At 67.3% G+C, this 26,063-nt stretch carries 24 protein-coding genes; 12 read left to right on the top strand and 12 right to left on the bottom strand.

The window, feature by feature from the left end; translation table 11 throughout:
- Window positions 1-1,392, bottom strand: a 1,392-nt coding sequence (locus ACT3S2_RS08795; protein ID WP_444561571.1) for an MFS transporter, incomplete at its 3' end; no start/stop codon positions are given.
- A 339-nt stretch (window positions 1,393-1,731) separates the two neighbouring features.
- Between ACT3S2_RS08795 and ACT3S2_RS08800 the strand changes: the two genes are divergently transcribed.
- Together ACT3S2_RS08800 and ACT3S2_RS08805 are read left to right on the top strand one after the other, a co-directional pair.
- Window positions 1,732-2,490: a hypothetical protein gene (locus ACT3S2_RS08800; RefSeq protein ID WP_444553518.1), complete on the top strand. Its 759-nt coding sequence runs from the start codon at window positions 1,732-1,734 to the stop codon at window positions 2,488-2,490.
- A gap of 77 nt (window positions 2,491-2,567) precedes the next feature.
- Window positions 2,568-3,239: a phosphoribosyltransferase gene (locus tag ACT3S2_RS08805; protein ID WP_444553519.1), complete on the top strand. Its 672-nt coding sequence runs from the start codon at window positions 2,568-2,570 to the stop codon at window positions 3,237-3,239.
- An 85-nt stretch (window positions 3,240-3,324) separates the two neighbouring features.
- Here ACT3S2_RS08805 and ACT3S2_RS08810 read toward each other — a convergent pair whose 3' ends face one another.
- Window positions 3,325-4,656: an MFS transporter gene (locus tag ACT3S2_RS08810; protein ID WP_444553520.1), complete on the bottom strand. Its 1,332-nt coding sequence runs from the start codon at window positions 4,654-4,656 to the stop codon at window positions 3,325-3,327.
- 249 nt (window positions 4,657-4,905) lie between these two features.
- Window positions 4,906-5,445, bottom strand: coding sequence for a flavin reductase family protein (locus tag ACT3S2_RS08815; protein ID WP_444553521.1), 540 nt, complete (start codon window positions 5,443-5,445; stop codon window positions 4,906-4,908).
- Between the two features lie 160 nt (window positions 5,446-5,605).
- Between ACT3S2_RS08815 and ACT3S2_RS08820 the strand changes: the two genes are divergently transcribed.
- Entirely contained in the window at window positions 5,606-6,325 is a 720-nt protein-coding gene (locus ACT3S2_RS08820; RefSeq protein WP_444553522.1) for an IclR family transcriptional regulator, read from the top strand.
- Window positions 6,326-6,345: 20 nt separating this feature from the next.
- Here ACT3S2_RS08820 and ACT3S2_RS08825 read toward each other — a convergent pair whose 3' ends face one another.
- From ACT3S2_RS08825 to ACT3S2_RS08835, 3 genes are all read right to left on the bottom strand, one after another.
- On the bottom strand, window positions 6,346-7,635 hold the full coding sequence (locus ACT3S2_RS08825) for an MFS transporter (protein WP_444553523.1): 1,290 nt from the start codon (window positions 7,633-7,635) through the stop codon (window positions 6,346-6,348).
- 66 nt (window positions 7,636-7,701) lie between these two features.
- Window positions 7,702-10,845 (bottom strand): AAA family ATPase, encoded by a 3,144-nt coding sequence (locus ACT3S2_RS08830; RefSeq protein ID WP_444553524.1) that lies wholly within the window; start codon window positions 10,843-10,845, stop codon window positions 7,702-7,704.
- Window positions 10,842-12,008 carry an exonuclease SbcCD subunit D gene (locus ACT3S2_RS08835; RefSeq protein WP_444553525.1) on the bottom strand — a complete coding sequence of 389 codons (1,167 nt, stop codon included), beginning with the start codon at window positions 12,006-12,008 and terminating at the stop codon, window positions 10,842-10,844. The genes ACT3S2_RS08830 and ACT3S2_RS08835 overlap by 4 nt, the downstream gene beginning before the upstream one ends.
- 162 nt (window positions 12,009-12,170) lie before the next feature.
- On the opposite strand from ACT3S2_RS08835, the gene ACT3S2_RS08840 reads away from it, so the two are divergent.
- The 5 genes from ACT3S2_RS08840 to ACT3S2_RS08860 all read left to right on the top strand — a co-directional run bounded on the left by ACT3S2_RS08840 (window position 12,171) and on the right by ACT3S2_RS08860 (window position 16,515).
- Window positions 12,171-12,710 carry a CBS domain-containing protein gene (locus tag ACT3S2_RS08840; RefSeq protein WP_444553526.1) on the top strand — a complete coding sequence of 180 codons (540 nt, stop codon included), beginning with the start codon at window positions 12,171-12,173 and terminating at the stop codon, window positions 12,708-12,710.
- Between the two features lie 46 nt (window positions 12,711-12,756).
- Window positions 12,757-13,818 (top strand): pyruvate dehydrogenase (acetyl-transferring) E1 component subunit alpha, encoded by a 1,062-nt coding sequence (gene pdhA / locus ACT3S2_RS08845; RefSeq protein ID WP_444553527.1) that lies wholly within the window; start codon window positions 12,757-12,759, stop codon window positions 13,816-13,818.
- Window positions 13,819-13,838: 20 nt separating this feature from the next.
- Window positions 13,839-14,831, top strand: coding sequence for an alpha-ketoacid dehydrogenase subunit beta (locus ACT3S2_RS08850; protein WP_444553528.1), 993 nt, complete (start codon window positions 13,839-13,841; stop codon window positions 14,829-14,831).
- Window positions 14,832-14,840: 9 nt separating this feature from the next.
- Window positions 14,841-16,127, top strand: coding sequence for a pyruvate dehydrogenase complex dihydrolipoamide acetyltransferase (locus ACT3S2_RS08855; protein WP_444561561.1), 1,287 nt, complete (start codon window positions 14,841-14,843; stop codon window positions 16,125-16,127).
- A gap of 190 nt (window positions 16,128-16,317) precedes the next feature.
- Window positions 16,318-16,515 carry a DUF4177 domain-containing protein gene (locus ACT3S2_RS08860; protein WP_444553530.1) on the top strand — a complete coding sequence of 66 codons (198 nt, stop codon included), beginning with the start codon at window positions 16,318-16,320 and terminating at the stop codon, window positions 16,513-16,515.
- Between the two features lie 135 nt (window positions 16,516-16,650).
- On the opposite strand, the gene ACT3S2_RS08865 is transcribed toward ACT3S2_RS08860, so the two are convergent.
- Window positions 16,651-17,520, bottom strand: coding sequence for a DUF1295 domain-containing protein (locus tag ACT3S2_RS08865; RefSeq protein WP_444561562.1), 870 nt, complete (start codon window positions 17,518-17,520; stop codon window positions 16,651-16,653).
- Window positions 17,521-17,649: 129 nt separating this feature from the next.
- On the opposite strand from ACT3S2_RS08865, the gene ACT3S2_RS08870 reads away from it, so the two are divergent.
- The 3 genes from ACT3S2_RS08870 (at window position 17,650) to ACT3S2_RS08880 (ending at window position 20,927) form a co-directional block, all read left to right on the top strand.
- Window positions 17,650-18,105 carry a MarR family transcriptional regulator gene (locus tag ACT3S2_RS08870; RefSeq protein ID WP_444561563.1) on the top strand — a complete coding sequence of 152 codons (456 nt, stop codon included), beginning with the start codon at window positions 17,650-17,652 and terminating at the stop codon, window positions 18,103-18,105.
- A 62-nt stretch (window positions 18,106-18,167) separates the two neighbouring features.
- On the top strand, window positions 18,168-19,970 hold the full coding sequence (locus tag ACT3S2_RS08875) for an AMP-dependent synthetase/ligase (RefSeq protein ID WP_444561564.1): 1,803 nt from the start codon (window positions 18,168-18,170) through the stop codon (window positions 19,968-19,970).
- 30 nt (window positions 19,971-20,000) lie between these two features.
- Window positions 20,001-20,927: an ADP-ribosylglycohydrolase family protein gene (locus ACT3S2_RS08880; RefSeq protein WP_444553533.1), complete on the top strand. Its 927-nt coding sequence runs from the start codon at window positions 20,001-20,003 to the stop codon at window positions 20,925-20,927.
- Here ACT3S2_RS08880 and ACT3S2_RS08885 read toward each other — a convergent pair whose 3' ends face one another.
- Window positions 20,928-21,929: an exonuclease domain-containing protein gene (locus tag ACT3S2_RS08885; protein WP_444553534.1), complete on the bottom strand. Its 1,002-nt coding sequence runs from the start codon at window positions 21,927-21,929 to the stop codon at window positions 20,928-20,930. It lies immediately after the preceding gene.
- A gap of 104 nt (window positions 21,930-22,033) precedes the next feature.
- Here ACT3S2_RS08885 and ACT3S2_RS08890 point away from each other — a divergent pair, with 104 nt between their 5' ends.
- Window positions 22,034-22,723: a VTT domain-containing protein gene (locus ACT3S2_RS08890; RefSeq protein ID WP_444553610.1), complete on the top strand. Its 690-nt coding sequence runs from the start codon at window positions 22,034-22,036 to the stop codon at window positions 22,721-22,723.
- A gap of 89 nt (window positions 22,724-22,812) precedes the next feature.
- On the opposite strand, the gene rdgB is transcribed toward ACT3S2_RS08890, so the two are convergent.
- Genes rdgB through murI form a run of 4 tightly spaced genes read right to left on the bottom strand, consistent with a single transcriptional unit; the run spans window position 22,813 to window position 26,054 of the window.
- Entirely contained in the window at window positions 22,813-23,439 is a 627-nt protein-coding gene (gene rdgB / locus ACT3S2_RS08895; protein ID WP_444553535.1) for an RdgB/HAM1 family non-canonical purine NTP pyrophosphatase, read from the bottom strand.
- Window positions 23,439-24,191, bottom strand: a complete 753-nt coding sequence (gene rph / locus ACT3S2_RS08900) for a ribonuclease PH (RefSeq protein WP_444553536.1) — start codon at window positions 24,189-24,191, stop codon at window positions 23,439-23,441. The genes rdgB and rph overlap by 1 nt, the downstream gene beginning before the upstream one ends.
- A gap of 43 nt (window positions 24,192-24,234) precedes the next feature.
- Window positions 24,235-25,095, bottom strand: a complete 861-nt coding sequence (locus ACT3S2_RS08905; protein WP_444553537.1) for an MBL fold metallo-hydrolase — start codon at window positions 25,093-25,095, stop codon at window positions 24,235-24,237.
- Complete coding sequence (gene murI / locus ACT3S2_RS08910) at window positions 25,092-26,054, bottom strand: glutamate racemase (protein ID WP_444553538.1); 963 nt, start codon at window positions 26,052-26,054, stop codon at window positions 25,092-25,094. The genes ACT3S2_RS08905 and murI overlap by 4 nt, the downstream gene beginning before the upstream one ends.
- Window positions 26,055-26,063: the final 9 nt, after the last annotated feature.

Genomic DNA, 26,063 nt, shown 5'->3' on the forward strand with positions numbered 1-26,063 from the left:
ACGCCCCGGCCCCCGCCGCTTTTCGTCCGCCACGGCCACGGCCAGGGTCACCAGCACGACGAGGCCGATCACCGAGAAGGCCACGGTGAAGGCGGTGGTCCAATCAGTCAGCGCCAGGATCGCGAAGAACACGGCGGTGACCAGGGCCAAGCCCACGGCCGTTCCGATGCGCTGGCCGGTCTGCAGCACTCCCCCGGCACTGCCGGCATATTCCTGCGGAACCTCCGCCAGGGTCAGCGCCTGGTTGGGGGAAATGATCGAACCCTGGCCCAGCCCCACGAAACACATGGAGCCCAACAGCCACCAGATGCTCAGGATGCCGGCGGCTTCGAGTTGGACGACCAGTACCGTGAGCAGCAGCCCCACGAACGCACTGATGATTCCGCCGATGACGATCTTCCGGCCGAAGTCCATGACCCGTTTTCCGGCCCAGTTCGAACTCACCGCCGCCAACAGGGCGGCGGGGAGCCCCAGCAGGCCGGTCTGCAGGGCGCTGAGCCCCAATCCGTCCTGGACATAGAGCGCGATCAGCACCCAGACGCTCGTGACGCCCAAAAAATACAGTCCGGCGATGATGGTCCCCAGGGTGAAGCTGCGGGTCCTGAAGAGTTCCAGATCGACCATCGGGCTGCCGCCGCGTTGCTTATAGGAGCGTTCCCATATGATCCACAGTCCCAGCAGAAGCATTCCGACCGGCAACAGCAGCCAAGCCCAGGCCGAACCCTCCGATTCGACGAAGGGCAACAGCAGGGCCAGCACGCTGAACCCCAACAACAGGGCCCCCACCGGGTCCAGATCGAATTTCTGCATCGGCTGCGGGCTGGTGGGTTCCCTCGTGGCTTCCGCGGCCACGGCACGACGGATGAACAGGGGCCGGGGGAACCACAGCAGCGCCAGGACGACGGCGACGATCCCCACCGGGACGTTGACCAGGAAGGTCCAGCGCCAGCCGGTTTCGGCACCGAAGGTCTCGATGATCAGCCCGCCCATCAGCGGTCCGAAGGCCACCGAGACCCCGACGACGCTGCCCAGCGCCCCGAAGGCGCGTCCGCGTTCACGGCCCCGGAAGTATTGCTGGATCATCCCCACGACCTGGGGGTTCAACAGACCGGAGCCGACGCCTTGGACGAAGCGGGCGATGTTCAGGCTCGTCGGGTCCGGGGCCAGCCCGGCAGCGACCGCCGAGAACGTGAAGACGGTGACCCCGGCCAGGAACAACGGTCCCCGCCCCAGGATGTCCCCGGCGCGTCCGGCGGCGACCAGGACGATGCCGAAGGTCAAGGCGTAGCCGGACAGCACCCATTGCAGATCCGATTGCGAGGCGTCCAGACCGGATTGGATGGAGGGCAGCGCCACATTGACGATGCTCACGCCCACCAACGACATGAACATCGTGACCAATAGGACGATCAGGATGCGCCACCGGCGTGGATCCGGGACATAGGGGGTCGCGTCGGGGGTGGCGAGGGAAGGGGTCACTGAACCATTCAAGCATTGACCGGCCGCAGACGTCGCCCCTTGCGGTGACCGACCTGCCTGTGGGGCCGGCCCGGAGGCGGATGGCAGCCAACCCTCTGCCGACATGCGGCGACGTCGACCCGCGCCGGCATCGTATCCCGGGATTGTCACCATGGTCCCGTGATGTCTAATAATTGCAGCGGGAAGAGTAATTCCCTAGACTCACCGTGTTGATTCAATCGATGGCAACGGCGACGAGGACGTGATGCGGTCTTGCTGTACTCACGTCGGGTCCGCGACGACACCCAGGAGATGGTGACCGTGAAACACATGAAATTCCTGGTAGGTACATTATCGATCGGTGCCGTGCTCTTCGGCACCTCGGCCTGCATCCTCGAACCCGACCCCTCACCCTCGAGCTCGGGCGCGGCCCAGTCGGACTCCTCGTCCGCAACCTCCTCCGAAACTGCAGAACCAGCTCCCCCGCCCGAGGCCGCAGAGCTGTATCCGGCCCTGGAACGGACCCCGGACGAGAACGATGAGCTGCCGGTCGAAGCCGACCTGGGAGACATCACGCCGGATAGTGTCCGGTTGTTGGGGTGGTCTTCCTACGCCGCGCAATTCATCGCCACCGACGAGGACGACGACCTGTGCTTCATTGCCTGGGCGACCCCGGGCGACGGGGATGGCACCCCGGTGGACTATGGAACCCCCGGCATCCAATGCCGTCCGGTCCAGGAGGTCCAGGACCAGGGGCTGGCGGTGCGCGTGGACCAGGAGAAGGATTCCGATGGTCTCGTGGCCCACCTGCTCCCGCCGGACATGGAAATGAAGCAGGTCAAGAAGGTCATTCTGGCCATTCCCGGAAACCACGAGGATCTGCGGCCGCCGGTGGAGATCATGGATAATTTCGATCACTCAATCACCCTCGCCATGGGTACCGAGACCGCGGACGATCTGGGGCCCATCGACATCCCGCGCCCGGACGGGTCGACCCTGACCCTGGAACCGACCCCGGAGATGACGAACTAGTTGTACTCGGGGCCGGCGGCGCTTTCAACGCCACGCCCGAGACTGGTCACCCCGTAACTTCCGGGCGATAATGGGGCATGGGACCATTTCGATCAGATTCCCGTCCCTTTTCGGACCGGGACTACGCAGGCCGGCATCTGGCAAGCCATCTCACCGCCTACCGGGACCAACCCGATTCAGTCGTCGTACTGGGCCTGGCCCGGGGAGGCGTACCGATCGCCGCCGCCGTCGCCCGGGCCCTCGACGCCCCCTTCGACGCGCTGGTCGTACGCAAGCTCGGCGTTCCCGACCAGGAGGAACTCGCCTTCGGGGCCCTGGCCGCCCACGGACCGGATCAAGCCGAAGTGCTGATGGACGAGGTCCTGGCGACGCTTCCACCGGAACGACGTCGCAAGGCCGCCCTGGATGAGGTCCGTGAGCGCGAATCCAGGGAACTACGACGCCGCCAGCTTTCCTATCTGCGCCGGCGCGGCATCGACGTCGGAGAGCAGAACGTGATCCTCTGCGATGACGGCCTGGCCACCGGGGCGTCGATGCTCGCGGCCATCAAGGTCATCCGCCAAGGCCACCCCGACCGCGTGATCGTCGCCTCCCCCGTGGGGCCACCGCGGGTGTGTGCGGAACTGGCGGCGATGGCCGATGAACTGGTGTGCCCGTTGCAACCGGAGGAATTCGGTGCGGTCGGTGAGTTCTACGCCAACTTCGCCCAGGTCAGCGACGAGGACGTGCTGCGCCTGCTGGGCGGCTAGTTCAGCACCTCGCAACCACTGACGGCCGCCCCACCCCCCGGACTGGATCCGGGCGGTGGGGCGGCCGTCGTCGTGCCGTGTGTTTCTACTTCTCGACGTAGTCCACGTGGTGTTCAACCATGAGGTCTACCCCGCGGGTTTCCTTCACCAGCGAGACCGCGATCAGGGAGATGATCGAGATGACCACCACGTAGATCCCGATGCTCCACGAGTGCCCGGTCTTCTCCAGCAGCAGCGCCGCGATCAGCGGGGCGAAGGCGCCCCCGAGGATGGCCCCGAGTGCGTAGCCGATGGAGACCCCGGAGTAGCGCACCCGGGCCGGGAACATCTCGGCATACAGTGCCGACTGCGGGCCGTAGGACAGGCCCAGCCCGATGGTCAGGACGAACAGCGCCACGAAGTACCAGTAGATGTTGGCCGTATCGATGAGGAACCACATCGGTACCGCCCAGAGCGCCACCAGGATGTAGCCGATCTGGAACGTCCGCACGCGCCCGATCTTGTCCGAGAGGATGCCCCCGTACATCGTGAAGATCAGCCAACCGAAGGAGGCCAACGCGGTGGCCAGCAGCACCGGGCCGCGGTCCATTTCCAGATTCTTCGAAGCATAGGTGGCGAAGAAGGCGATCAGCAGGTAGCCGGCGGCGTTGTTGGCGATGAAGATCAGCGCGGTCAGGACGACTTCACGGGTGTTGTGCTTGAACAGCGTCTTCAGCGGGGCCGAGGACTCCTTCTTGCGTTCCTGCAGGGCGGCGAAGACCGGGGATTCCTCCACCGACCGGCGGATGATGTAGCCCACGAGGATCAGCACGATCGAGAACAGGAACGGCACGCGCCAGCCCCAGGTCAGGAATTCCTTTTCGCCGATCAGGGTGGTGAGCAGCCAGATGGTGCCGGTGGCCAGGATCATGCCGCAGGGGACGCCGATCTGCGGGTAGGCGCCGAAGAATCCACGGCGGTGGTCCGGGGCGTGCTCGACGGACATCAGGGCGGCGCCGCCCCATTCCCCACCTGCGGAGAAGCCCTGCAGCACGCGCAGGAGGATCAGCAGGATGGCGGCCCATCCGCCGATCTGTGCGTGGGTGGGCAGCACGCCGATGAGCGAGGTGGCCATGCCCATCATGACCAGGGTGAAGACCAGCATCTTCTTGCGTCCGAGCTTATCGCCCAGGTGTCCGGCGACGATGGCGCCGAGCGGGCGGAAGAGGAACGAGATACCGATGGAGGCCCAGGAGGCCAGCTGTGCTCCGGTTTCCCCCAGCGGGGCGAAGAACAAGGGGCCCAGGACCAGTCCTGCGGCCTGGGCGTAGATGAAGAAGTCATACCATTCGATGGTGGTTCCGACGAGGGTTCCGGCCAGGACCTTGCGTTCCTCGCGCCGGGTGGCTGCAGTCGGTGCTGCGGCTGACAGGGACATGCGAACTCCAGTGTTCTGCGCTCTCCGCGCTAGGTGCATAACCGACCGAACGGACGGTAAATGTGATCCAACTCATCGTAGCCGAAAAGTTCGTCAATTTCCCGTCAACATTTCACGTATTTCTCTCGGATGACGGCAACGCCTTCCGGCCCGCTCGACCCGGTAGGGAACGCATTTCCGGCGGTATCAGTTCGCCCGTTCCTGTCAAGGGCTTCCGGAGGCTCGTTCAGGATGTTGCGCCCCGGCGGATCACAGGAGTTCTTCGACTCCGAGCTGGCTGCCGGGAATGGTGGTGAAGGCGCTATTGGCGAAAGCCAGGGCGTCCCCGGCGCGGTAGTTGAAGTCCTCGACCTGGCCCAGGTACAGGGTGTGGTCGCCGCCGTCGTAGGCGGCCCAGGGGTTGCAGGAGAAATGCGCCAGCACACCCGCGAGCCGCGGGGCGGTCTCGCCTTCGACCCACACGGGGTCCGGCCCGGGCTTGCCGGCGAAATGCAGGGCCAGGGCCTGCTGCTCGGCGCCGAGGATGTTCACGGTGAAGGGCCGGCCTGCCAGCTCGTCGTGCGCCCGGGTGCTGCGGGCGATGCTGACCAGCACCAGGGGCGGGTCCATCGAGACCGAGGTGAAGGAGTTCACGGTGATGCCATGGCGTTTGGTGGATCCATCGAAGGTCACGATGGTCACCCCGGTGGCGAAGCGCCCCAGGCTGCCCCGGAAATGTCGCGGGTCGGTGGTCCCGATCCGGTGCGGAAGGCCGCCTTCGGCCACTTCGTCCTTCGGGGAGGCGTCCATGCTCGATCCTCCGTCACCGACGATCGGCGTCTTGCCTTCACGACCACCGGTGTTCTATATTCGAACTTCTGGTTCCATGAGGGAACTATTCCAAACGTATCCCGGGGTCCTGCAGGGCACAAGAGCCCACACCCCGGTCCTCAAGGCAAAGGCGGTCCCCGTGTCCCAGAACCCCCCGGCCGGCTCCCCTGCGCAGACCCTGTCCCGGGGGCTCCGCGCCCTGGAGATCATCACCGACCGCCCAGAGCCTCCCACGATCGCCGAGCTCGCCGACGAGCTGGGCGTCCACCGCTCCATCGCCTACCGGATCCTGCGCACCCTGGAGGACCATGCCCTGGTCCGTCGGGACAACACCGGACGCCTCGAAGGCGCCCCGGGTCTGGCCTCCTTGGCCCGGGGGGTCCAACGCGATCTGCAAAGCGCCGCCCTGCCGGAGCTGACCGCGTTGGCCAACGAGCTGGGAATGACGGCGTTTTTGGCCGTCTGGGACCACGAGGACTGCATCACCCTGGTCTCCGTCGAACCCCGGCACAGCACCGCCACCGTCATGCAGCGCCCCGGCTCCCGGCACCCGTTGACCCACGGGGCCCCGGGCATCGCGATCCAGTCCGCCTATTCACGCACCGGCTGGGAGGAGGTCGCCCCGAAACATCCCTGGCGCGCCGCCGCGGAGCAGGCAAGGACGGACGGCTATGCCACGAGCCTGGATGAAGTCATCCCCGGGGTCTCCTCGATCGCCGCCGCCCTCCAGGTCCCCGGCCAGACCCCGGCGGCGGTGGCGGTCGTCTATGCCACGGCAGCCCACGACGTCCACGCCGATGCCCTGGGCCGACGCGTGGCCGCGGCCGCGGCCTCCGTCGAGGTCGCCCTGGGCGCATAGCTCCCCCGGGCCTGGGCCGGTCAGGCGCCTTCGGTGCGCGGCACCCGCCCCAGGGCGTAGGTTCCCACCCCGGAGAGGAAGAGGACGATCGCGGCGGCAGCGGCCACCAGGAACGCCCCCTGGGGCCCCACCACATCGGCCAGGACCCCGGCGAAACCATTGCCGATGGCGGTGCCCACGACGATCCCGCTGGCGAGCATCGTCATGACGGTGCCCATCCTTCCGATCGGTGCCACGTCTCCCCCGACGGTGAAGATCGTGACCAGGATCGGCCCGATCGGCAGGCCGATCAGCAACAGGAACACCACCATCGTCCCGATCGTCTGGGGCACCTGCAGCAGCAGGGCCAACGGGATCAGCAGCGCGGCGCATACCGCCCAGCGCACCGGCTGCGCCCAGCCACGGGGCCAGAGCGAGACGGAGAGGGCGGCGACGGCCGAGGTCAGCCCCAGGGCGGCATACAGCAGGCCTCCGGCACTGGCATTGCCGAAGAGTCCCGCATAGGACACGGCGCCGGCCGAGACGGAACCGAAGAGGGTGCCCATCCCGGTCATGCCCAGTACGCAGAGTCCGACGCGCACCACCCGGGCGGTGATCCACCCGGATCCGGGGACCGGCTCGGCGCCGGGCTGCTGGAGTTCAATGGCGTTGGCCGTGGGGTGGACCGCAAAGGCCGGAACCAGGGCCGCGGTCAGCAGGGCGGCCAGGGCCAGCGGGAGCCAGGGGGCCACGAGCGACGCCAGCACACCGACCAACGCCGGCCCCATGACGAAGGTCAGTTCGTCCACGGTGCTTTCATAGCTCAGTGCGGTTTCGAGTTCGCGCCGGCCACGGGAGCGCCCCTGGGTTAGGGCCATCCAGCGCACCCGGGCCAGCGGGCCGACCTGGGGGCAACTCGCCCCGGCGACGAAGGAGATGATGATGACCAGCAGCGGTGACCCGGATTCGATGACCCCCAGGCCGGTAAGGATCAGCGCGGAGACCACGACCGCGTGCAGCAGGGCCGCCGGCACCAGGACCCGACGCTGGCCCCACCGGTCGGCGGCGTAGCCGATCATCGGCGCGCCGATGGCCGAGCCCACCCCCACCGCTCCGGCGGCGACCCCGCCGCTGGCATAGGAGCCGGTCGCGGTGCTGATCAGTGTCAGGGTGCCGATGGTGAGCATGGCCAACGGCAGCCGGGCGAAGAAGGCAAGCGGGAAGAATCCCGGGCCTGCCAGTTCCAGCAAGCTGCGGAAGCTGCCGCCGGAACCGGTGATTGCGTTCTCGGGGGGTGTGCCCGTGGCGGGCGCCGAGGGATCGGTGTTCATGTGTTTCACGGGTCCTTCAAGGTGCGCCCGTCCCAGCCACCCGGAGCGCCCTACCCTGTGCGTTTCCTATTCTACCGTGTCGGCCATGACCACTTCGGCCGTGGATCCGGTGCGCTCCTTGCGGACCCTCAACTGGGCCGGGATGCGTTGCTTCATCTCGGCGACATGGCTGACCAGGCCGACGACGCGGCCCCCGCGGCGCAGCCCGTCGAGGGCATCCATGACCGTTTCCAACGCCCCTTCGTCGAGGGAACCGAAGCCTTCGTCGACGAAGAGGGTCTCGATGTCGATGCCTCCCGACTGTTGTTGGATGACATCGGCCAGCCCCAGGGCCAACGCCAAGGAGGCCATGAAGGACTCGCCTCCGGAGAGCGTCTGGGTGTCCCGACGCTGGCCGGTCCAGGCGTCGAGCACATGGAGCCCCAGCCCGGATTTGGCGTTGCCCTTGGGGCTGTCGTCGTGGACCAGTGAATAGCGTTCGGCGCTCATGACCAGCAGCCGTTCGGTGGCGGCGGCTGCCACGGCCTCCAGCCGGGCGGCCAGGACGTAGGTGGACAGGGTCATCTTGAACCGGTTCTCCCCCATCCCCCGGGCGATATCGGCCAAGGATTTCACCCGCTCGTAGCGCTCCAGCACGGCCCCTTGGCTGGTTTCCAGCCCGCGGAGCCGTTCACTGCGTCGTTCGAACCGTCCGGCATAGGCGCGCAGGACGGCATCTCGTTGGAGCACGGTATCGCGCGACGTCGCGGTGGCGGCGGCGGCAGCCGCGGCGGCCTCCAGTTCCTGCTGGCCCGGGACCTCGAAGCCCGCCTCGACCTCGGTCCTGGCCCGGGCGACCGCGACGGTTCCGGCCAAGGTCTCGATCCGCACCCCCTCGGCGGTGTGGTCGGCGATCCCTGCCTGGGCGCTGGTCCTGGCGTGCGGTTCGAGCAGTGCCGCGGCCCAGCTGGTGTCATCGTCGAATCCGGCCTCCCGGCGTTCGGTCTGCCAGCTCTCGGTGGCTGTTGCCAGGCCGCGCCGGGCCGTCTCGAGCCCACGCGCCGCCCGGGCCAGGTCCTCCAGCACCCGGCGTGCTTCCAACAGCAACCGGTGGCGGGCCTGCAGGGATTCCTCGTCGCCGCGCAACCGCTTCAGCCGGGAGTCCACGGTGGTGATCCGTTGGCCCAGTTGGTCGACGGTTCCTTCCAGGACGCTCAGCGCCGTGGCCTCGGCCGTGGTGCTCGCGCGCAGGCGCTCGAATTCCCCGGTCGCCTCCTCCAGGGCCGTCCGGGAGCGTTGGGCCTGTGCGGCGGATTCGGTCGCCTCGGCCAATGCCTTCTCGGCGTCGGCCAGGGCTTGTTCCGCCTGCTCCGTCGTGGATTCCCCGGCCTGTCCCGCCGCCCGGGAGGCGGCCTCGCGGGCTGCGTGGAGCCCGGAGGCGGCGGTGGCTTCGGCGGCATCGGCTTCGGCGGCCAGCCGTCGGGCATCGTCCTCGTCCTCCTCCTCGACGAGTTCGCCGTCCTCCACCGTGGCGGGGTTGGGGTGCTCGGCCGAGCCGCAGACCAGGCAGGCCTGTCCGGCCACCAGTTCCCGGGCCAATGCCGCGGCCGCCTGGGCCAGTCGGGTCCGCCCGAGGTCGAGCAGTCGTTCCCGGGCGGATAGTTGTCCGTCCTTGGCCCGGGCCCACACGGTGTGGGCCCGGGTTGCTTCGGTGTCGGCGGCGTGGCGGGCCGTGACCGCGGCGACCTGCTCGGCGGCCCGATCGCGGGTAGCCGTCAACGCCGGCAGGGCATCGGCGGTCCCGGACAGGGCGCCGGCCCGTTCCCGCAGCCCCGGCAACGAGGCACCGAGCTTCTCCAGTTCGCCCAGTGCTTCGGCCTGGGTCGCCGTCCGTCGTTGGTGGTCGGCGCGGGCGGCCGCCAATTCGGCTTCCTTCTCGTCCAGCTCCCTCTCCTCGGGCAGGGCCGCTTCCAGCACCGCGGCATCGCCGGTGACCTGCGCAGCCGCTTCGGCGGCCTGACGGGAGAGTTCCGTGGCCCCGGGCTCCGCGGCCCGGCCCTCGGATTCCGGTCCCGCTCCGGTGTCCTGGCCCGTCGCCGCGGCGAGGTAGCTGCCGGCCAGTCCCTCGCCGGCGGCTGTCTGGGCCGATTCCAAGGTCTGCTCCGCGTCCTGGACGGCCTGTTCCGCCCGGCGTCGTGCCGTCTGGGTGGGCTGCAATGCCGCAGCCCGCTCATCCAATGCCACCGTGGCGGCCAGGGCGGCCACCTGCCCGCTGCGTTCGGCATGCGCGGCACGCAACCGCTCCAGTTCGGCCAGCGCCCGGTGGCGTTCCCCGGCTTCGGCGAGCTCGGTTGCGGTGTTCCTGGCCTGCGTCGCGGCGGCATCCGCCGCCGTTCGTTCGGCGTCCAGCCGTGCCGTGTGTTCGTCCAGCCGCGCCTCCAGCAGTGCCAGTAGTTCGGCACTGGGCAGTTCCTGTGGCGCCGGCCGGTCCCCGTCTGCCGCCTCGGGATCGTCGGGGTCCCGGTCGAACGGGGATTCCCCCTCCTCTGTGGTCAGGGAGGCGGTGGCGTCTTCGATCAGTTGGCCGACGGCTTCCCCCCGGGCGCGTTCGGCTTCCTCGGCCGCCGTTCTGGCCGTGGTGAGTTCCTCGGCCAGCAGTGTCTCGACACTGCCGTAGAGCCGGGTGTCGAACAGTGTCTTGAGTAGTTCCTCGCGTTCCTTGTCCTTGGCCCGGAGGAAGGCGGCGAACGCCCCTTGGGGCAGCATGGCGACCCGGGTGAATTCGTCCTTGCCCAGGCCGATGACCCCCCGCAATTCGGCGGCGACCTCATCGTTGCGGGTGGAGATCTCCTGCCACTGACCCTCCACGAGTTCACGCAACCGACTCTGTGCCTGGGCCGTCGTCGTCCGGCCGGCCCCGCGTTTGGAAGGACGTTGCCAGGCCGGTGATCTTCGGACCTCGAATCGGCGTCCCCCGGTGCTGAACTCCAGGACGACCTCCGGCTCATCCGCCGGTCCCGCATGGTCGCTACGCAACGATTTCGTCCCCTCCCTCGCCCCGGGAAGCCCTGCGTAGAGGGCATAACAGATGGCGTCGAGGATGCTGGTCTTGCCGGCACCGGTTTCCCCGTTGAGCAGGAACAGCCCGGCGGCGGAGAGTTCGTCGAAGTCGATGTCCTGCCGGGCGGCGAATGGACCGAAGGCGGCGATCTGCAGGTGGTGGACCCTCATCGTTCCACCTGCCCGCTGGTGGCCTGCTCGAGGATCCGGCCCAACAAGGCGGCCTCGGGCTCCGACGGGGGGCGTTGGCGGACGTGGTCGATGAATCCCGTGCAGACCTCCAATGGGCTCTCGGCTGCCGCCAACCGGTCCCGGTAGCTGCGGTCGACCTCTGCCGGACGGCCTTCGGGCTCGAAGTTCAGGACCAGGGTGCCCGGGAAGCGGCCGCGCAGCCGTTCCATCGCCTGGGAGGGCCGGTCGCGGTCGGTCAGCGTCACTTGGCACCAGGCGGCTTCGGCTCCTGCCAGCCCGGGGTCGGCGAGGAGCTCCTCGAGGGGACCGCGCAGGACGCGCAGTTCGGTGGCGGCGGGCCAGTCCACGGCCTCGACGGAGGAGATGCCCTCGGCGTCTACGTCCAGTAGCCAGGCCCCCTTGCGGTGGGTCGCTTCGGAGAAGGAGTAGGCGATCGGCGACCCCGAATATCGGATGGTCTCGGCCAGGCGCTGCCGGCCGTGCAGGTGCCCCAGGGCTGCGTAGTCCAGACCGTAGAATTCCTCGGTGGGCACGATGTCCAGTCCCCCGATGCTCAGTTCCCGTTCGGAGTCGCTGGCTTGGCCGTTGGCGGCGAAGACGTGGGCCATGACGATGGAGCGGATGGGTTTCTTGGTCCCGGCCCGTCGGGTGGCCAGATCGGCGCGGACCCGATCCATGGCCGCCCGGACCACCGGTTGGTGTCCTGGCTTCTCGACCCCGAACTGCGCCGCGACCATCCGTGGTTCAAGATAGGGCAGCCCGTAGATGGCCAAGGTGAAATCCTCGGCTTCGACCAGGGCCGGGGTATCCAGTTCCGCCGGACGGGTGCGCAGGTGCAGCCCAGCGTGCCCGAGCAGACGGGAGCCGAACCCCAGCCGCAGGGCCGAATCGTGGTTGCCGCTGGTGGCCACGACGGTGGCCCCGGCCTCGCGCAGCCGGAAGACGGCGTCGTCGAACACGGTGACCGCATCGACCGCGGGCAGGGCCCGGTCGTAGATGTCCCCGGCGATCAGGACGACGTCGACCCGTTCGGTCTTCACCGTCTCGAGCAGGGCCTCGACGAAACCGCGTTGGGCCTCCAGGAGCCCGGCGCCATGGAAGGACCGGCCCAGATGCCAGTCGGAGGTGTGCAGAATCCGCATGGCCCCACACTATCGAGCGCCACCGACAGGTGGGACCAGGGGGCCGTCGACCGTGGATCCAGGGCCGCCGGGCAGCAGGACTCGTGGCGGGTTTCTGCGTCGTCGGTGGTCTGTCCGTCACCATTGCTGGCCAGTCTCGGCCGGTGGGGGCACACTGAGGGTATGAGCGAACCTACCGGCACAGGCGTTTCCCGGGATGCTTCCGAGCATCTTGACCCGGCCGGGGCACGAATCCCGACCACGGCCGCAGACATCATGAGCACCCCCGTGGTCACGGTCTCCCCCGGCACCCCCGTCGATCAGATCGCCGCACTGCTGGGCAGGCACCGCATCAGCGCCCTGCCCGTCGTGGAGGAGTCCGGGCATGTGCTGGGGCTGGTCAGCGAATACGATGTGCTCGCCAAGACCGGGACCACCGCCTCCGAAGTGATGAGCCCGGGGGTCATCAGCGTGTCCGTGGACACCCCGATCTCCGATATCCGGGCCCTGCTGGTGGATCAGCGGATGCGTCGCCTTCCCGTCATGGACACCGGCGTCCTGGCCGGAATCGTCAGCCGCCGCGACGTCGTGGCACTGCTGACCACCGAATGGGCGTGTGGAACCTGCGGCGAACCGGCCCGGGGGATGGAACCGCCCGAGAACTGCCCCACCTGCGGGGGCACCGGCATCTTCAGGCTTCAGGAACAGCTCCCCGGCCCCTGACCGCCCCGGGGGCAACGGTACGGAGGCAGTCCAGCAACGGAGGAACATGATGGTTGATCGGAAGGAACAGCGTACTGCCGGGCAGGAGGACGCGCAGACACTGATCGGGTACTACCGGCAGATGGCACTGATCCGCAGATTCGAGTTGACGGCCGACCAGATGTACAAGCGGGCGAAGATCGGCGGGTACTGCCACCTCAACCTCGGTGAGGAAGCCAGCGTCGTGGGACTGATGACCGCGCTGCAACCCCGGGACTACCTCTTCACCAACTACCGCGACCACGGCTATGCCCTGGCCCGTGGAATGAGCACCGGGGCGGTCATGGCCGAACTATTCGGCAAGAGCACCGGGGTCTCCAAGGGCCGCGGCGGTTCCATGCACATGTTCGACACCGAAACCCGCATGCTCGGCGGCTACGGCATCGTGGGCGGACAACTTCCTCCCGCCACCGGGGCCGCACTGGCACTGACCTACCGGGGGGACCCCGGGCCCGAGGCCGAAGCCGTCATGTGCCAGATGGGCGACGGCACCACCAACATCGGTGCCTTCCATGAATCGTTGAACCTGGCGGCCGTCTGGAACCTGCCGATCGTGTACGTCATCATCAACAACGGGTTGGGCATGGCCACCACGGTCGAGGCCGCCGCCGGCGAACCCGAACTATATAAACGCGGCTGCTCCTACCGCATCCCCGGTGAACGGGTCGATGGCAACGACGTGGTGGCCGTCCACGACGCCGCCACCCGGGCCCTGGACCGGGCCCGCCGGGAACGCCAGCCCTTCCTGCTGGAGTTGATGAGTTCACGCCTGCGCGGACACTCGGTGGTCGATCCCGCCCAATACCGTTCCCGGGAGGACGTCGAGCACGCCCAGGCCGCGGATCCGGTCCCGGCCTTCCGCCAGCAGCTGCTGGATTCGGGGGTGCTGGAGGAATCCCTGGCCCAACAGATCGACACCGAATCCCGTGAAGCGGTCAACGCCGCCGTGGCCTTCGCCGAGGCCAGCCCGGATCCGACCCCCGATCAGCTCTTCGACTACGCCTACGCCACCCCCGTCCCCAATTCCCCCGACACCCTGCCCGGCCACCCAGTGACCGGTATGCCATGACCGGCGAAGAAGGAGCCCAGATGACCGACACCACGTACCGGCAGGCCCTGAACGACGCCCTGCGGTCCGAGTTGAGCCGTGACGAGAACGTCCTGCTCATCGGCGAGGAGATCGGCCTGTTCGAAGGCTCCTATAAGATCACCGCCGGGCTGCTGGACGAATTCGGGCCCCGCCGGGTGCTGGACACCCCGATCGCCGAAGAGGGTTTCGTCGGCGCCGCCGTGGGGTCGGCGATGCTCGGGATGCGTCCGGTCGTGGAGATCATGACCTTGAACTTCTCGCTGATAGCCATCGACCAGATCGTGAACCATGCCGCGAAGATCCATGGCATGTTCGGCGGCCAGAGCTCGGTGCCGATGGTCATCCGCATGCCCGGCGGGGGCGGCCAGCAGCTGGCGGCCACCCACTCCCAGAACCTGGAGGTCTGGTACGCCCACATCCCCGGGCTCAAGGTCGTGGCCCCCTCCTCCCCTGCGGACGCCAAGGCCCTGCTGATCGCGGCGATCCGCGACGACGACCCGGTGATCTTCCTGGAGAACCTCGCGCTCTACAACACCCGCGGAGAAGTCCCCGACGGCGACCAGGTCGCCGAGATCGGCAAGGCCTCCATTGCCAAGGAGGGCAAGCACCTCAGCGTCATCACCTATTCGCGGGCCACCACCGTGGCCTTGGAAGTGGCCCGGCAGCTTGAAGAAGAAGGCATCTCGCTGGAAGTGGTGGATCTGCGTAGCCTTCGGCCGCTGGACCGGGAAACCATCTGCGCCTCGGTCCGCAAGACCAGCCGGGCCGTGGTGCTCGAGGACGACTGCCTCAGCTACGGCATCGGAGCCGAGATCTCGGCCACCCTCATGGAGGGGGCCTTCGACTACCTGGATGCCCCGGTCCGCCGGGTGGCGGCGGCCGAGATCCCGCTGCCCTATGCCAAGCCGTTGGAAAGCGCGGCACTGCCCACCGCGAAGGACCTGATCCGGGTCGTCCGCGAACTGCTCGCCGCCACCAGTTTCACACGATAGGAGACCGCGATGCCCGAGGTGAACATGCCCCGCCTGTCCGACACGATGCAAGAAGGTGTCCTCAGCCGCTGGGTCAAGAAGGTCGGGGACGCGGTGAGCGAAGGCGATGTCCTCGCCGAAATCGACACCGATAAGGCCACCATGGATCTCGAGGCCTTCGACGACGGGGTCCTGGAGAAGATCCTGGTCGAGGAAGGCACCATGGTCGCCATCGGGGAACCCGTGGCGTTCATCGGCTCGGGGTCCGGGACCGAGCCCGGTGCCGACGCCCCGACCGGACAGGACGCCCCGTCCCCTGCCGCCCCTGAGGACTCCCCCGCCCAGGCGTCCGAAAGCGCCCCCGCGCCACGGCCCGCCGAGGGGACTTCGACGCCCGGGACCATGGAGCCTCGCCCCCCGACCGGGGCCACCGGCGGACGCCTGCTCGCCTCCCCGCTCGCCCGCAGGATCGCCGAACAGCATGGCATCGATCCGTCGTCGATCACCGGGACCGGCCCAGGCGGTCGGATCGTCAGGGCCGATGTCGAAGCCGCGGTGGCCGCCCAGGCCGACACCGCCCCGCAGCAGCCCGCAGGGAAGACCGCGGCGAGCAATACCTCCACGGATGAGACGGAATCGGTGGAGGTTCCCCTGACGATGATGCGCAAGGTGATGGCCGAACGACTCACCGAAAGCGCTGGCGCCCCGCACTTCTACCTGACCAATGTGGTGGCCGTGGACCGGCTCTTCGCCCTGCGCGCCGAGATCAATGAACGCTTCGCCGACACCGGGACCAGGATCAGCGTGACCGACCTGCTGGTCAAGGCGTGCGCCCTGACCTTGGAGGACCACCCCCAGGTCAATGCCTCCTGGGCCGGGGACAAGATCCTCCAGCATCCGCGGGCACATATCGGGGTGGCGGTGGCTCTGGATGACGGGCTGATCGTCCCGGTCGTCCGCAACGCCGCCACCAAGGGCCTCGATGTGATCTCCACGGAAACCCGGGCCTTGGCCACGAAGGCCCGGGACGGCAAGCTGGCCCCGGCCGAATTCAGTGGCGGGACCTTCTCGATCAGCAACCTGGGCATGTTCGGCATCGACAACTTCACCGCGGTCATCAATCCACCCGAGGCCGCGATCCTGGCAGTGGGCGCCACCACCGAGGAGCCCTACGTGCAGGACGGGAAGCTCTCCAGCCGCCGGATCATGAAGATCACCCTCACCTCCGACCACCGGGTCCTGGACGGCGCCGTTTCGGCGGCGTTCCTGCGCGATCTCAAACGCACGCTGGAAGAGCCTTTGAGGATCATCATCTGATCCGTCCTCCGACCGGGCGTCCCGCCGGAGTGGTCGGACCTCTGGACTTTGGCGCCGGGAAGTTGGTTAATGAATTAAGGACCGTCGCCCTCGGGAACATGGTTCTCGTTGTTGACCAACACGTTCGACGTGTTCTCCACGACATCGGGGCGTCAACGGGCTTCGCCACTCGCCGCGAGGAGGACCGGCCATGCATGAATATAAAGTCATCACCGACAGGATCAAGGACTACCCGGATTTCAAACCCTCGGATCTTGAAGCCAGTCTCAACGAGCATGCCCTGTCCGGGTGGAAGGTCGTCACCTGTTTCACCGACTCGACCGTCTGGCATGAGACCACTGTGACCACCATCCTGGAACGCCAAAGCAACTACACCACCAAGTCCTAGGCCGGCGGGAGGTCACCCGACGATCCTCTGGACCGGTCGGGTGACCCGGACACCGCACCCCCGCACCATGGCGCGGATTTTCCTGCCGGGTCCAGGTGATTCCACGGATCACGGCCTTCGGCGCCTTGGAACCGGCTACCAGATCCGAGGAACCAGGACCGGGGTCCTTGCCTTATAGGCCTCATAGTCTGCTTGGCCGTCCCACTTGGCATCGGACTTCTTTTCCAACAGGGGCACCCCGCTGACCTGGGTCAGGAGCAGAATGACCAGGACCGGTGAAATCAGTGCCACCAGCTGCCATCCTTCAAGTGCCGGGAAGGCGACGATGGCGACGCCGATCCACAGCAGGATCTCACCGAAGTAGTTGGGGTGGCGCGAGGTCGACCACAGGCCGGAGGAAATGAATCCTCCTTTTTTCGACGGGTCGGCGTTGAACCGCGATTTCTGCTGGTCGGCCACCACTTCCAGACCGAACCCGAGCATCCACAGCAGGACGCCAACGAGCGCAAAACCGTCCAGGGGAACTCGGTGATCCGACGTCATGGCCACCCACGCCGCGGCCGCGGTGAAGGTGACCCACAACCCCTGGAGCGTCCACGTGCTCAGGAACCTGACGAAGGAGGGCTTGATCTGGTCAAAACGGTCATCCTTGCCCGCTCGGCTGATACGACGGAACAAGAAGAGTCCGAGCCGCAACGTCCAGATGAGAACTATCGTGGCCAGGATCAGGGAACGCGCGTCGATATCTGGAAGGGCCACAAGAATCATGACGGTAATCGCCACATAGCTCAGCATGCCGGTGAGGTCATAGTACTTTTCGGTCTGCGCCAAAAACGCAGGGATAAAAGCCATCCACTGGATCACGATGGCCATGCCCACGGCCAGGGCAAAGACGGGGATCACTCCCAGGGTGATACCGCCACTGCTGCCGGCAGCAGCAAGCAAGGCTCCGATGATCAGCACGATGGGCAACGTGATCAGCGCCGTGCGCTCAGACTTTTTCACGGAAAAGTTCCTCTCTGCCATGCGGAGCTTTCGCGGAGGCGATGCTACCGATAAAATTTCATTCAATCTTTTGATGATCAAAGAATCTTGACTATACTCGAAGCCTGCTCTTAAGGAACGGAAGCCGCCATGTTGTCCCACCTTTCCGTCGCCACGACCTTGCAGCAAATGTTGATTCTGGCCCGCGAAAGCGAGCGGGAAACGGCTCTGGGATTGGGCCTGAATCTCACGGATTTCCGTGCCCTTTCGGTGCTGACCCAGTCAGGGCCGATGACTTCGGGGAATCTCGCGCTGGAGCTGGGCTCCACCGCGGCCACCACTACGGCCATCACCAACCGTCTGGAGCTGGGAGGCTACCTCACCCGCAACCGGGGCGCGGCAGACAGGCGCCATGTCATGTTGACGGCAACCAACACGGCCTTCCAGGGAATCCTGGACCCGACCCATCCGCTGGCCACTGCCCTCTACGAACAGCTCCAGGGCCTACCCGTTGAGCACAGCACCATCGTCAGCAACTTTCTTGACGCTACCCAAGTCCTGATGCGCAACCACCTGCACACACTGTCTAATGAGGACACCCCGTGAAAGAGTTCACCACGCCGCCCCTGGTGGGTCCAACCATTTATCGAAACGCAACAGAGCTCCTGATGCAACGGCTCAGGACTTCGCCCCACCACATAGCCTTCGAAGTTCGTTCCGCCGGCGCAGCGATCACGGATCCCTGGGACCAAGTGAGCACCAGAGAGTTCGTCGGGCAGGTCCGAGCCCTGGCCAAAGGCTTCATGGCTTCGGGCCTGCAGCCCGGTCAATCCATCGCCATCATCTCGCCCACCCGCTATGAATGGGCCCTGGCGGACATGGCCGCCTGGTTCGCCGGCGCCGTCATCGTTCCCCTCTACGAGACCGCGGCGGTCAACCAGATATCGGCCATTATCACCGACGCCGACGTGCGCTTCGGTGTGGCCGGCACGACGGAACACGCCCGGATACTCAAACAGGGATTCGAGCAAGCCGGCATGGCCGATGGGCGCATCTGGACGATGGATCCGAACACTGAATCGTCCCTGGACGTTCTGGTGCACAGCGGCGAACACATCACCGATGAGGCCCTGGAGCAACGACGGCTGGTGGCCACACTGGATGCGGTGGCAACCATCGTCTACACCTCGGGGACCACCGCTGCACCCAAGGGTGCGCTCATCACCCATGGGAACTTCGTCAACCAGGTACTGAATGTGGCCGGATCCTACGGTGAGGTGGTCCAGGAATCCGGCAACACGGTGATTTTCCTCCCGATGGCCCACGTACTGGCCCGCGGGCTCCAACTGATCTGTCTGGCCAACGGCATGCGCATTGCCCACCTGGGCGACACTCGTGAGGTGGTACCGGCTCTAGGCGCACTGAAACCCACCTTCTTGGTGGTGGTCCCGCGTGTTCTGCAAAAAATACGGACATCCGCTGCAGCAGCCGCCGAGGCAAAACATCTCGGCCCCCTCTGGAAGGTGGCACAGGACACCGCGGTGCAATGGGGCCGGCTGGCAGAGCGTCGCGATACACATCCGGCAGCACGAGCCGGGCTCGGGCTCCGGATCAAGCACGCCCTCTTTGATGGATTGTTCTATGCCCGGATCAGAAAACTGGTCGGTGGGCGCCTGGGCTATCTCCTCTCCGGTGCCGCGGCGCTGGACGCTGAACTATCGCTGTTCTTCCGCGGTCTAGGATTACCCGTCATTGAAGGATACGGACTCACTGAAACCACGGCTCCGCTGACCGGAAACCTTCCTGGAGCAATCACGGCAGGTTCCGTGGGAGTGCCCATGCCGGGAACCACAGTCCGCATTTCGGATCAGGGCGAGGTCCTGGCTCGCGGGGCCGGTGTTTTTTCCGGATACAACAGACCCGCGGACAACACCGAGGCCTTCATCGACGGCTTCTTCCGCACCGGTGACCTCGGCGAGCTCGATGAGCGCGGGCAGCTGACCCTCAAGGGGCGCATCAAGGATGTCGTCGTCACAGCAGGCGGCAAAACCGTTTCCCCCACCATCTGGGAAGGCTACGTCGAAAATGATCCCCTCATCGCCCATGCCGTGATGGTGGGAGAAGGCCGCCCTTTTCTCGGCGGCCTGCTGCTCCTTGACTTCGAAGCCGTCATCGATTGGGCCCATCGACACGGGGTCACCCGACTGGCGGGCCTTCGAATCCCCGAGACAGGTGGGGCGGTCACCATCGAGGAGCACGGACTTCTCGAAGTACTCAATCAGACGGTCAGCAAGGCGAATTCGAAAGTGTCCCGTCCCGAGCAGGTCCGAAAGTTCCTCCCGCTGCTGACCGATCTCAGCGAAGCCAGCGGAATCATGACTCCCACCATGAAGCTCAAGCGCGGGATCTTCACCCAACGTTCGCGTCCGTTCGTCGAAAAGATCTATGCGCAGTCACCGGAGCAAGGCTAGATTCGCCGGGCCATCTCCTAGACTGTCCGGGTGAACCAGACGCCGCAAAACCTCGAACCACGCCCCGAATTCTCCGACCGGGTGCTCGCCATCCTGCAGGCCACGGCCGCCGGCGCCACCGCAGCCAGGGCCCTGGACGCCCCGGGTGAGACGGAGACCCTGCAGTTGTTCCTGCTCGATGGCCTCCTCGAAGCCGTCGAATGGGCCAATGACGGGGTCGCCTCCGATGAGGCGGCCTGCCTGTGGCTGGCCGGGCTGCGCTGGAGGCACGCCGTCACCGGTTCCTTCCCCGAAGGGGCCCCGGAACCACTGCCGCGGTGGATCGACGCCGCCTTCGCCGACACCGGTGTGCTCCCGGCCCCGAACCTGGCCCCGGGGGATCCACAGAACCGCACGGCCCTGTCCGACCCGGAGATGGCCAGTACCGGTCGGCCGGCCCACCCCACGGCGGATGGTCCGGGGGTCCTGCCGCGGGCAGCGGTCATGGCCCTGCTGCCGCGGGTCGATGAGGGCACGACGGCACGGCTCGCCTCCGATGCCGCGGCCCTGACCCATGGTGCCCCCGCGGCCCACCGGGCTGCCGCATCGGCGGCGCTGGCGGTCCGGGCCGGCCTGGACCTGGGCGTGGAGGCGACGCAGCGTTGGCAGGAGCTGCTGGAGCAGTTGGCGCAGGACGAGGGGACCTCCTCCACCGCCCTGGGTGCCGCCCTGGCGGCCGCCCTCGAGGAGATGGCCTCCGGATTGTCCGAAACCGGTGGGGTCCCCGGCGTCGTCCGGCGTCTGGGGTCGGCACCGGATCCTGATACGGCAGGCTACGCGGCGGCGTTGGTGGCCTCGGCCCGCGGATATCGGCCGGCGGACGGCCGGCCGCAGTCCGCCGTGGATTCGGTCATCCACCAGATGCACCACCGGTGGGTCGAAGCCGTCCTCGGCGCTGCCCCGGAACCGGCGGGCTGATCAGGCGAGCCGGAACCCGTCGACCAGTTGCAGGAACTCACCTTCCGACAGCAGGGAGATCCCGCGTCCGGCCTCGCGCAACCGCAGGACATGTTTGACCTTGGTCGTCAGGCGGGTCGTGTGCAGATCCCCGGGGACGAAGCCGTCGCCGACGACCAGCACCGTGGTGGCGCGGGTGACCCGGCTGGCACAGGTGGCCCCGTTCTCCGCCGCCCGGTTCTTGGCTTCCTGCCGGGTGATGGACAGGTTCCCGGAAAAGACCACCGTCTCCCCGTAGAGCGGGTGCGCGGGGTCGGCCCCGGGGTTCGGCGGCGGGTTCTCCCCTTCGCTGGGCCAGCCTCCGGCCCAGGTCGGTTGGGCGGGGACCAGCATTCCAGCGGCCAGTCGTTCCCTGGCCGAGACCGTCGCCTTGGACAGGCCGTCCCCCGGCGCGTAGGCCGCGGCATGGCCCATCGCCACGCGGGCGGCGCCGGCGGCCCGGGAGACCGAGTCCACGGCATGCCGGTGGCCGATGTCGATCATGATGGAGGCGCAGGCCCTGGCGTCGGCCAGGGCATCGTGGTGGTTCTCCATCGGCGATCCCGCGGCTTCGGCGACGAAGGGCAGCGAATAGGACTGCAGCGAGTAGGTCTTGCGCGCCAGCTTCACGGTGCAGGCGAAATCGTAGGCCGGGCCCGCCAGTTCGGAGACCTCCAGGGCGGAACGGATGACCCCGAGGTCGAAGGCCGCGTTATGGGCCACGACGGTATCGGCACCGATGAAGGAGGCCAGTTCCCCGAAGACCTCGCCGAAGCGGGGCGCGGTGGCCACCATATCGGCGGTGATCCCGTGGATCTGCACGTTGCGCGGATCGAAGTGGTCGAACCCCTCGGGCGGGCGCATCAGCCAGTAGGCCTCATCGACGATCCCCCCGTCACGGACGCGGGTGACGCCAACGGAGCAGGCCGACCCGCGAAATCCATTGGCCGTCTCGAAATCGATCGCCGTAAAGTCCAAAGCCACCCCACCACCTTAGCGGGGCATTGCTGGGAGTCTGCCCACACTTTGTCCCGAAGGCCTCTTTCGTCCCAGCCGGTGGCCAGCCCGCCGGTAAGCTGGACCCTGTGATGATTGACGCCCTGAGCCCGGCCCTGGACGCCGCAGTGACCCTCCAGCCCCAGATGGCCGGCTTGCTGCCGGACTTCCTGAACCCCGATGTCTTCCTGCGCGATCCACGGTTGGCGCCCTGGATCATCCTGCTGGTCTGCGGCATCGTCTTCGCCGAAACCGGCCTGCTGGTCGGCTTCTTCCTCCCCGGCGATTCCATGTTGTTCACTGCGGGCCTGCTGGTCGCCACGGGGGCCATCGACGTGAACCTGTGGTTCTTTGCCGGATGCGTGTTCATCGCCGCCTTCGCCGGGGACCAGACCGGCTATCTCATTGGCCACAAGGCCGGGCCGTCGGTGTTCAATAAACCCGATTCGCGGTTCTTCAGGAAGGAATACGTGGACAAGGCCCACGAATTCTTCGAGCGATTCGGCGGCCGGGCGGTCATTCTGGCCCGCTTCGTGCCGATCGTGCGGACCTTCGTCCCGGTCATCGCCGGGGTCGCGAAGATGCACTATCGCACGTTCATCGCCTTCAACCTCGTCGGGGCGCTGCTCTGGGGGGTCGGAGTGACCCTGCTGGGCCACTGGCTCGGGCAGTACACCTGGGTCGGGAACAACATCGACATCATCTTCGTGGCCATCGTGCTGCTCTCGGTCGTGCCCATCGCCGTGGAACTGATCAAGGCCCGCAAACCCGCCCGGAGCTAGCCGGATGCACGAATCCCCCTGATCCGCGACGGATCAGGGGGATTCCTTGGTCTGGCCGGGCGCCTACACCCGGAAGACTCGGCGACGGATCAGCCGGCCCGCAGCACCTCGACGAGGTGGGGCAGCAGGGCCCTGAAGGCCTGGCCGCGGTGGCTGATCGCGTTCTTCTCGGCACTGTCCAGCTCGGCGCAGCTACGGTCCTCACCGACGGGTTGCAGGATCGGGTCGTAGCCGAATCCCCCCTGCCCGCGGGGTGCTTCCAGCACGGTGCCTTCCAGGCGCCCCAGTTCCACCTGTTCGGTGCCGTCGGGCAGGGCCAGGGCGGCGGCGCAGACGAAGGCACCGCCGCGGTGTTCGGCGGGAACATCGGCCAGTTGGGCCAGCAACAGCGCCAGGTTCGCGGCGTCGTCGCCATGGCGGCCCGACCAGCGGGCGGAGAAGATCCCCGGCGCCCCGCCCAGGACGTCCACCGAGAGGCCCGAATCATCGGCGATGGCCGGCAACCCGGTGGCTTCGGCCACGGCGTGGGCCTTGAGCAGGGCATTGGCTTCGAAGGTCACCCCGGTTTCGCGGACGTCCGGGGCGTCCACGGCACCGGCGTCGACGACCTGGGTGTCCACGTCGAGTCCGGGGACCTGCCCGCGCAGCAGCTCGCGGAGCTCACGCAACTTGCCCTGGTTGTGGGTGGCCAGGACCAGCCGGGGGGACGGCGCCATCACTGCTCGAGGGTTTCGCGCTGGATGACCGCCAGCTCTGCGGTCCCCGACAGGGCCAGATCCAGCAGCGCATCGAGTTCGTCCCGCTTGAAGGGTGCGCCTTCGGCGGTGCCCTGGACCTCGACGAAGTCACCGGATCCGGTGACCACGACGTTCATGTCGGTTTCGGCCCGCACGTCCTCCTCATAGGGAAGATCCAGCATCGGGGTGCCATCGATGATGCCCACCGAGATCGCCGACACGCTGTCGGTGAGCACATTGGCCTTGGCGGCGATGAGCTTCTGGCCGCGGGCCCAGGTGATGGCATCGGCCAGGGCAACGTAGGCGCCGGTGATGGCCGCGGTGCGGGTTCCGCCGTCGGCCTGGAGCACGTCGCAGTCCAACACGATGGTGTTCTCACCCAGGGCCTTGGTGTCGATGACCGAACGCAGCGAACGGCCGATCAACCGGGAAATCTCATGGGTGCGCCCCCCGATCTTGCCCTTGACCGATTCACGGCCGTTGCGGGTGTTCGTGGCCCGGGGAAGCATCGCGTATTCGCCGGTGACCCACCCGGTGCCCTCGCCCTTGAGCCAGCGCGGGACCCCGGAGGTGAAGGAGGCGGTGCACAGCACCTTGGTGTTGCCGAACTCGATCAGGGCCGAACCTTCGGCTTGGAGGGACCAACCGCGGGTGATGGTGACCTTCCGCAGATCGGCGGTTCCGCGCCCGTCGGCGCGCTGGATGGTGGATGCATTGGAGCCTGTAGTCATGGGTCCCAGTCTAATGCCGGACACCGGGGCCCGTATCAGGGGTTCAGGGGCGGAAGGGGTCCCGCGGGGCGGGCCTGTCCTTCGGTTCGCCCAGCCGGTCCCCCGACCACACCCCATAGGTGACCCCGGACACGGCGATCGCCAGACCGCCGTCGTACGTGGTCTTCGCCTCGTCGACCACGGTGTTCACATCCGTCCACACCGGGATATGGGTGAGCAGGAGGCGTTTGGCCCCGGCGGCGGTGGCCATTTCCCCGGCCCGTTTGCCGGTCAGGTGGACCCCGTCGATGCCGTCGTCCCGGCCTTCCTCGAAGGCCGCCTCGCAGAGGAACATATCCGCATCATGGGCCGCCTCGACGAGGCCGTCGCAGGAGTCGGTATCCCCCGAATAGGCCAGCACCGAGGTCCGGGTCGTCCCGTCCTGGAGTGGTTCGGTCGCCTCGACACGGATGGCATAGGCTTCCTCGACCGGGTGGCGGACAGGAACCGCCGAGATGGTGAAGGGTCCAAGCTCGACCTTCTGCCGGGGCACCCAGTGGTGGAAGTCGAAGTCCTCGTGCATGCCCGGGTCCAGTTCCAGCCCGTAGGCGGTGGCCATCCGGTCGGCGGTGGCTTCGGGGCCCCAGACGGTGATCCGTTCCCGGTTCCAGCCGTTCGGGTTCCAGTGCACCGCCACATGGAGCCCGCACAGGTCCATGCAGTGGTCGGGGTGCAGATGGGACAAAAAGATCGCGTCGATGTCCTCCAGATCCATATACCGTTGGAGCACCCCCAGCGCGCCGCTGCCCAGATCCAGCAGGATCCGCCAGATGCGTTCGCCGTCGAACGCGGTGACCAGATAGCAGGAGGCGGGTGAGCCGGGGCCGGGGAAGGAGCCGCTGCACCCGATGATGGTCATCTTCATGGCTGCTCCCCCACGGCGGCTCCTTCGGGGACGACGCCGGCGTCGGGGACGAGCACCTGCGGGATCTCCCCGGTGGGGTGGATGGTTCCACCGTGGGCCATATGCCGTACGGACTGGACCTCGGGGCCCAGGAACCTGCGGGCCAACACCTCGAAGTAGCCGGAGTCGCCGGTGGACATGAAATCGTGGGCGCCGTGTTCGCCGGCTTCGCTGGAGAGCCCGTGGCGCATCAGCGCCGCGTAGACGTCCTTCGCGGTTTCCTCGGCACTGGAGACCAGGGTGACGCCGTCGCCCATGACGTAGGAGATGACCCCGGTCAGCAGTGGGTAGTGCGTGCAGCCCAGCACCAGGGTGTCCACCCCGGCGTCCTTCAGCGGGGCCAGGTACCGTTCGGCGGTGCGCAGCAGTTCGGAGCCGGCGGTGACGCCGCTTTCGACGAATTCGACGAACCGCGGGCAGGCGGCTGCGGTGATCTCCAGTTGCGGGGCCGCGGCGAAGGCGTCCTCGTAGGCGCGGGAGCCGATGGTTGCCTCGGTGCCGATGACACCGATGCGGCCATTGCGGGTCGCGGCGACCGCACGGCGGACCGCCGGCTGGATGACCTCCACCACGGGGATCCCGTAGCGGGCCGTATAGCGTTCGCGGGCGTCACGAAGCACTGCTGCCGAGGCGGAGTTGCAGGCAATGACCAGCAGTTTCACCCCGGCGTCGACCAGTTCGTCCATCACTCCCAGCGCGTTGGCCCGCACCTGGGCGATCGGCAACGGCCCGTAGGGGCTGTTGGCGGTATCGCCGACGTAGAGCGTGGATTCATGGGGCAGCTGGTCGATGATGGCCCGGGACACGGTCAGGCCGCCGACACCAGAGTCGAAGATCCCCAGCGGTGCGGAGCGGTCACGGGCGGCCCGGCGATCCTGCAAGGCATCGCCGGGGGGCTGCGCGGAGGCGTGGCTGTTCATGATCTACCG

The sequence above is a fragment of the Arthrobacter sp. AOP36-A1-22 genome, from assembly GCF_052377615.1.
In the GTDB taxonomy this organism is placed as follows: domain Bacteria; phylum Actinomycetota; class Actinomycetes; order Actinomycetales; family Micrococcaceae; genus Arthrobacter_H.

What these genes read in the sequence shown, in the direction of transcription:
- ACT3S2_RS08805 (WP_444553519.1), top strand. Translation starts at nt 2,568, where the DNA reads ATGGGACCATTTCGATCAGATTCCCGTCCCTTTTCGGACCGGGACTAC.
- ACT3S2_RS08810 (WP_444553520.1), bottom strand. Translation starts at nt 4,656, where the DNA reads ATGTCCCTGTCAGCCGCAGCACCGACTGCAGCCACCCGGCGCGAGGAA.
- ACT3S2_RS08815 (WP_444553521.1), bottom strand. Translation starts at nt 5,445, where the DNA reads ATGGACGCCTCCCCGAAGGACGAAGTGGCCGAAGGCGGCCTTCCGCAC.
- ACT3S2_RS08825 (WP_444553523.1), bottom strand. Translation starts at nt 7,635, where the DNA reads ATGAACACCGATCCCTCGGCGCCCGCCACGGGCACACCCCCCGAGAAC.
- ACT3S2_RS08830 (WP_444553524.1), bottom strand. Translation starts at nt 10,845, where the DNA reads ATGAGGGTCCACCACCTGCAGATCGCCGCCTTCGGTCCATTCGCCGCC.
- ACT3S2_RS08835 (WP_444553525.1), bottom strand. Translation starts at nt 12,008, where the DNA reads ATGCGGATTCTGCACACCTCCGACTGGCATCTGGGCCGGTCCTTCCAT.
- ACT3S2_RS08840 (WP_444553526.1), top strand. Translation starts at nt 12,171, where the DNA reads ATGAGCGAACCTACCGGCACAGGCGTTTCCCGGGATGCTTCCGAGCAT.
- pdhA (WP_444553527.1), top strand. Translation starts at nt 12,757, where the DNA reads ATGATGGTTGATCGGAAGGAACAGCGTACTGCCGGGCAGGAGGACGCG.
- ACT3S2_RS08850 (WP_444553528.1), top strand. Translation starts at nt 13,839, where the DNA reads ATGACCGACACCACGTACCGGCAGGCCCTGAACGACGCCCTGCGGTCC.
- ACT3S2_RS08855 (WP_444561561.1), top strand. Translation starts at nt 14,841, where the DNA reads ATGCCCGAGGTGAACATGCCCCGCCTGTCCGACACGATGCAAGAAGGT.
- ACT3S2_RS08860 (WP_444553530.1), top strand. Translation starts at nt 16,318, where the DNA reads ATGCATGAATATAAAGTCATCACCGACAGGATCAAGGACTACCCGGAT.
- ACT3S2_RS08870 (WP_444561563.1), top strand. Translation starts at nt 17,650, where the DNA reads ATGTTGTCCCACCTTTCCGTCGCCACGACCTTGCAGCAAATGTTGATT.
- ACT3S2_RS08875 (WP_444561564.1), top strand. Translation starts at nt 18,168, where the DNA reads ATGCAACGGCTCAGGACTTCGCCCCACCACATAGCCTTCGAAGTTCGT.
- ACT3S2_RS08890 (WP_444553610.1), top strand. Translation starts at nt 22,034, where the DNA reads ATGATTGACGCCCTGAGCCCGGCCCTGGACGCCGCAGTGACCCTCCAG.
- rdgB (WP_444553535.1), bottom strand. Translation starts at nt 23,439, where the DNA reads ATGGCGCCGTCCCCCCGGCTGGTCCTGGCCACCCACAACCAGGGCAAG.
- rph (WP_444553536.1), bottom strand. Translation starts at nt 24,191, where the DNA reads ATGACTACAGGCTCCAATGCATCCACCATCCAGCGCGCCGACGGGCGC.
- ACT3S2_RS08905 (WP_444553537.1), bottom strand. Translation starts at nt 25,095, where the DNA reads ATGAAGATGACCATCATCGGGTGCAGCGGCTCCTTCCCCGGCCCCGGC.
- murI (WP_444553538.1), bottom strand. Translation starts at nt 26,054, where the DNA reads ATGAACAGCCACGCCTCCGCGCAGCCCCCCGGCGATGCCTTGCAGGAT.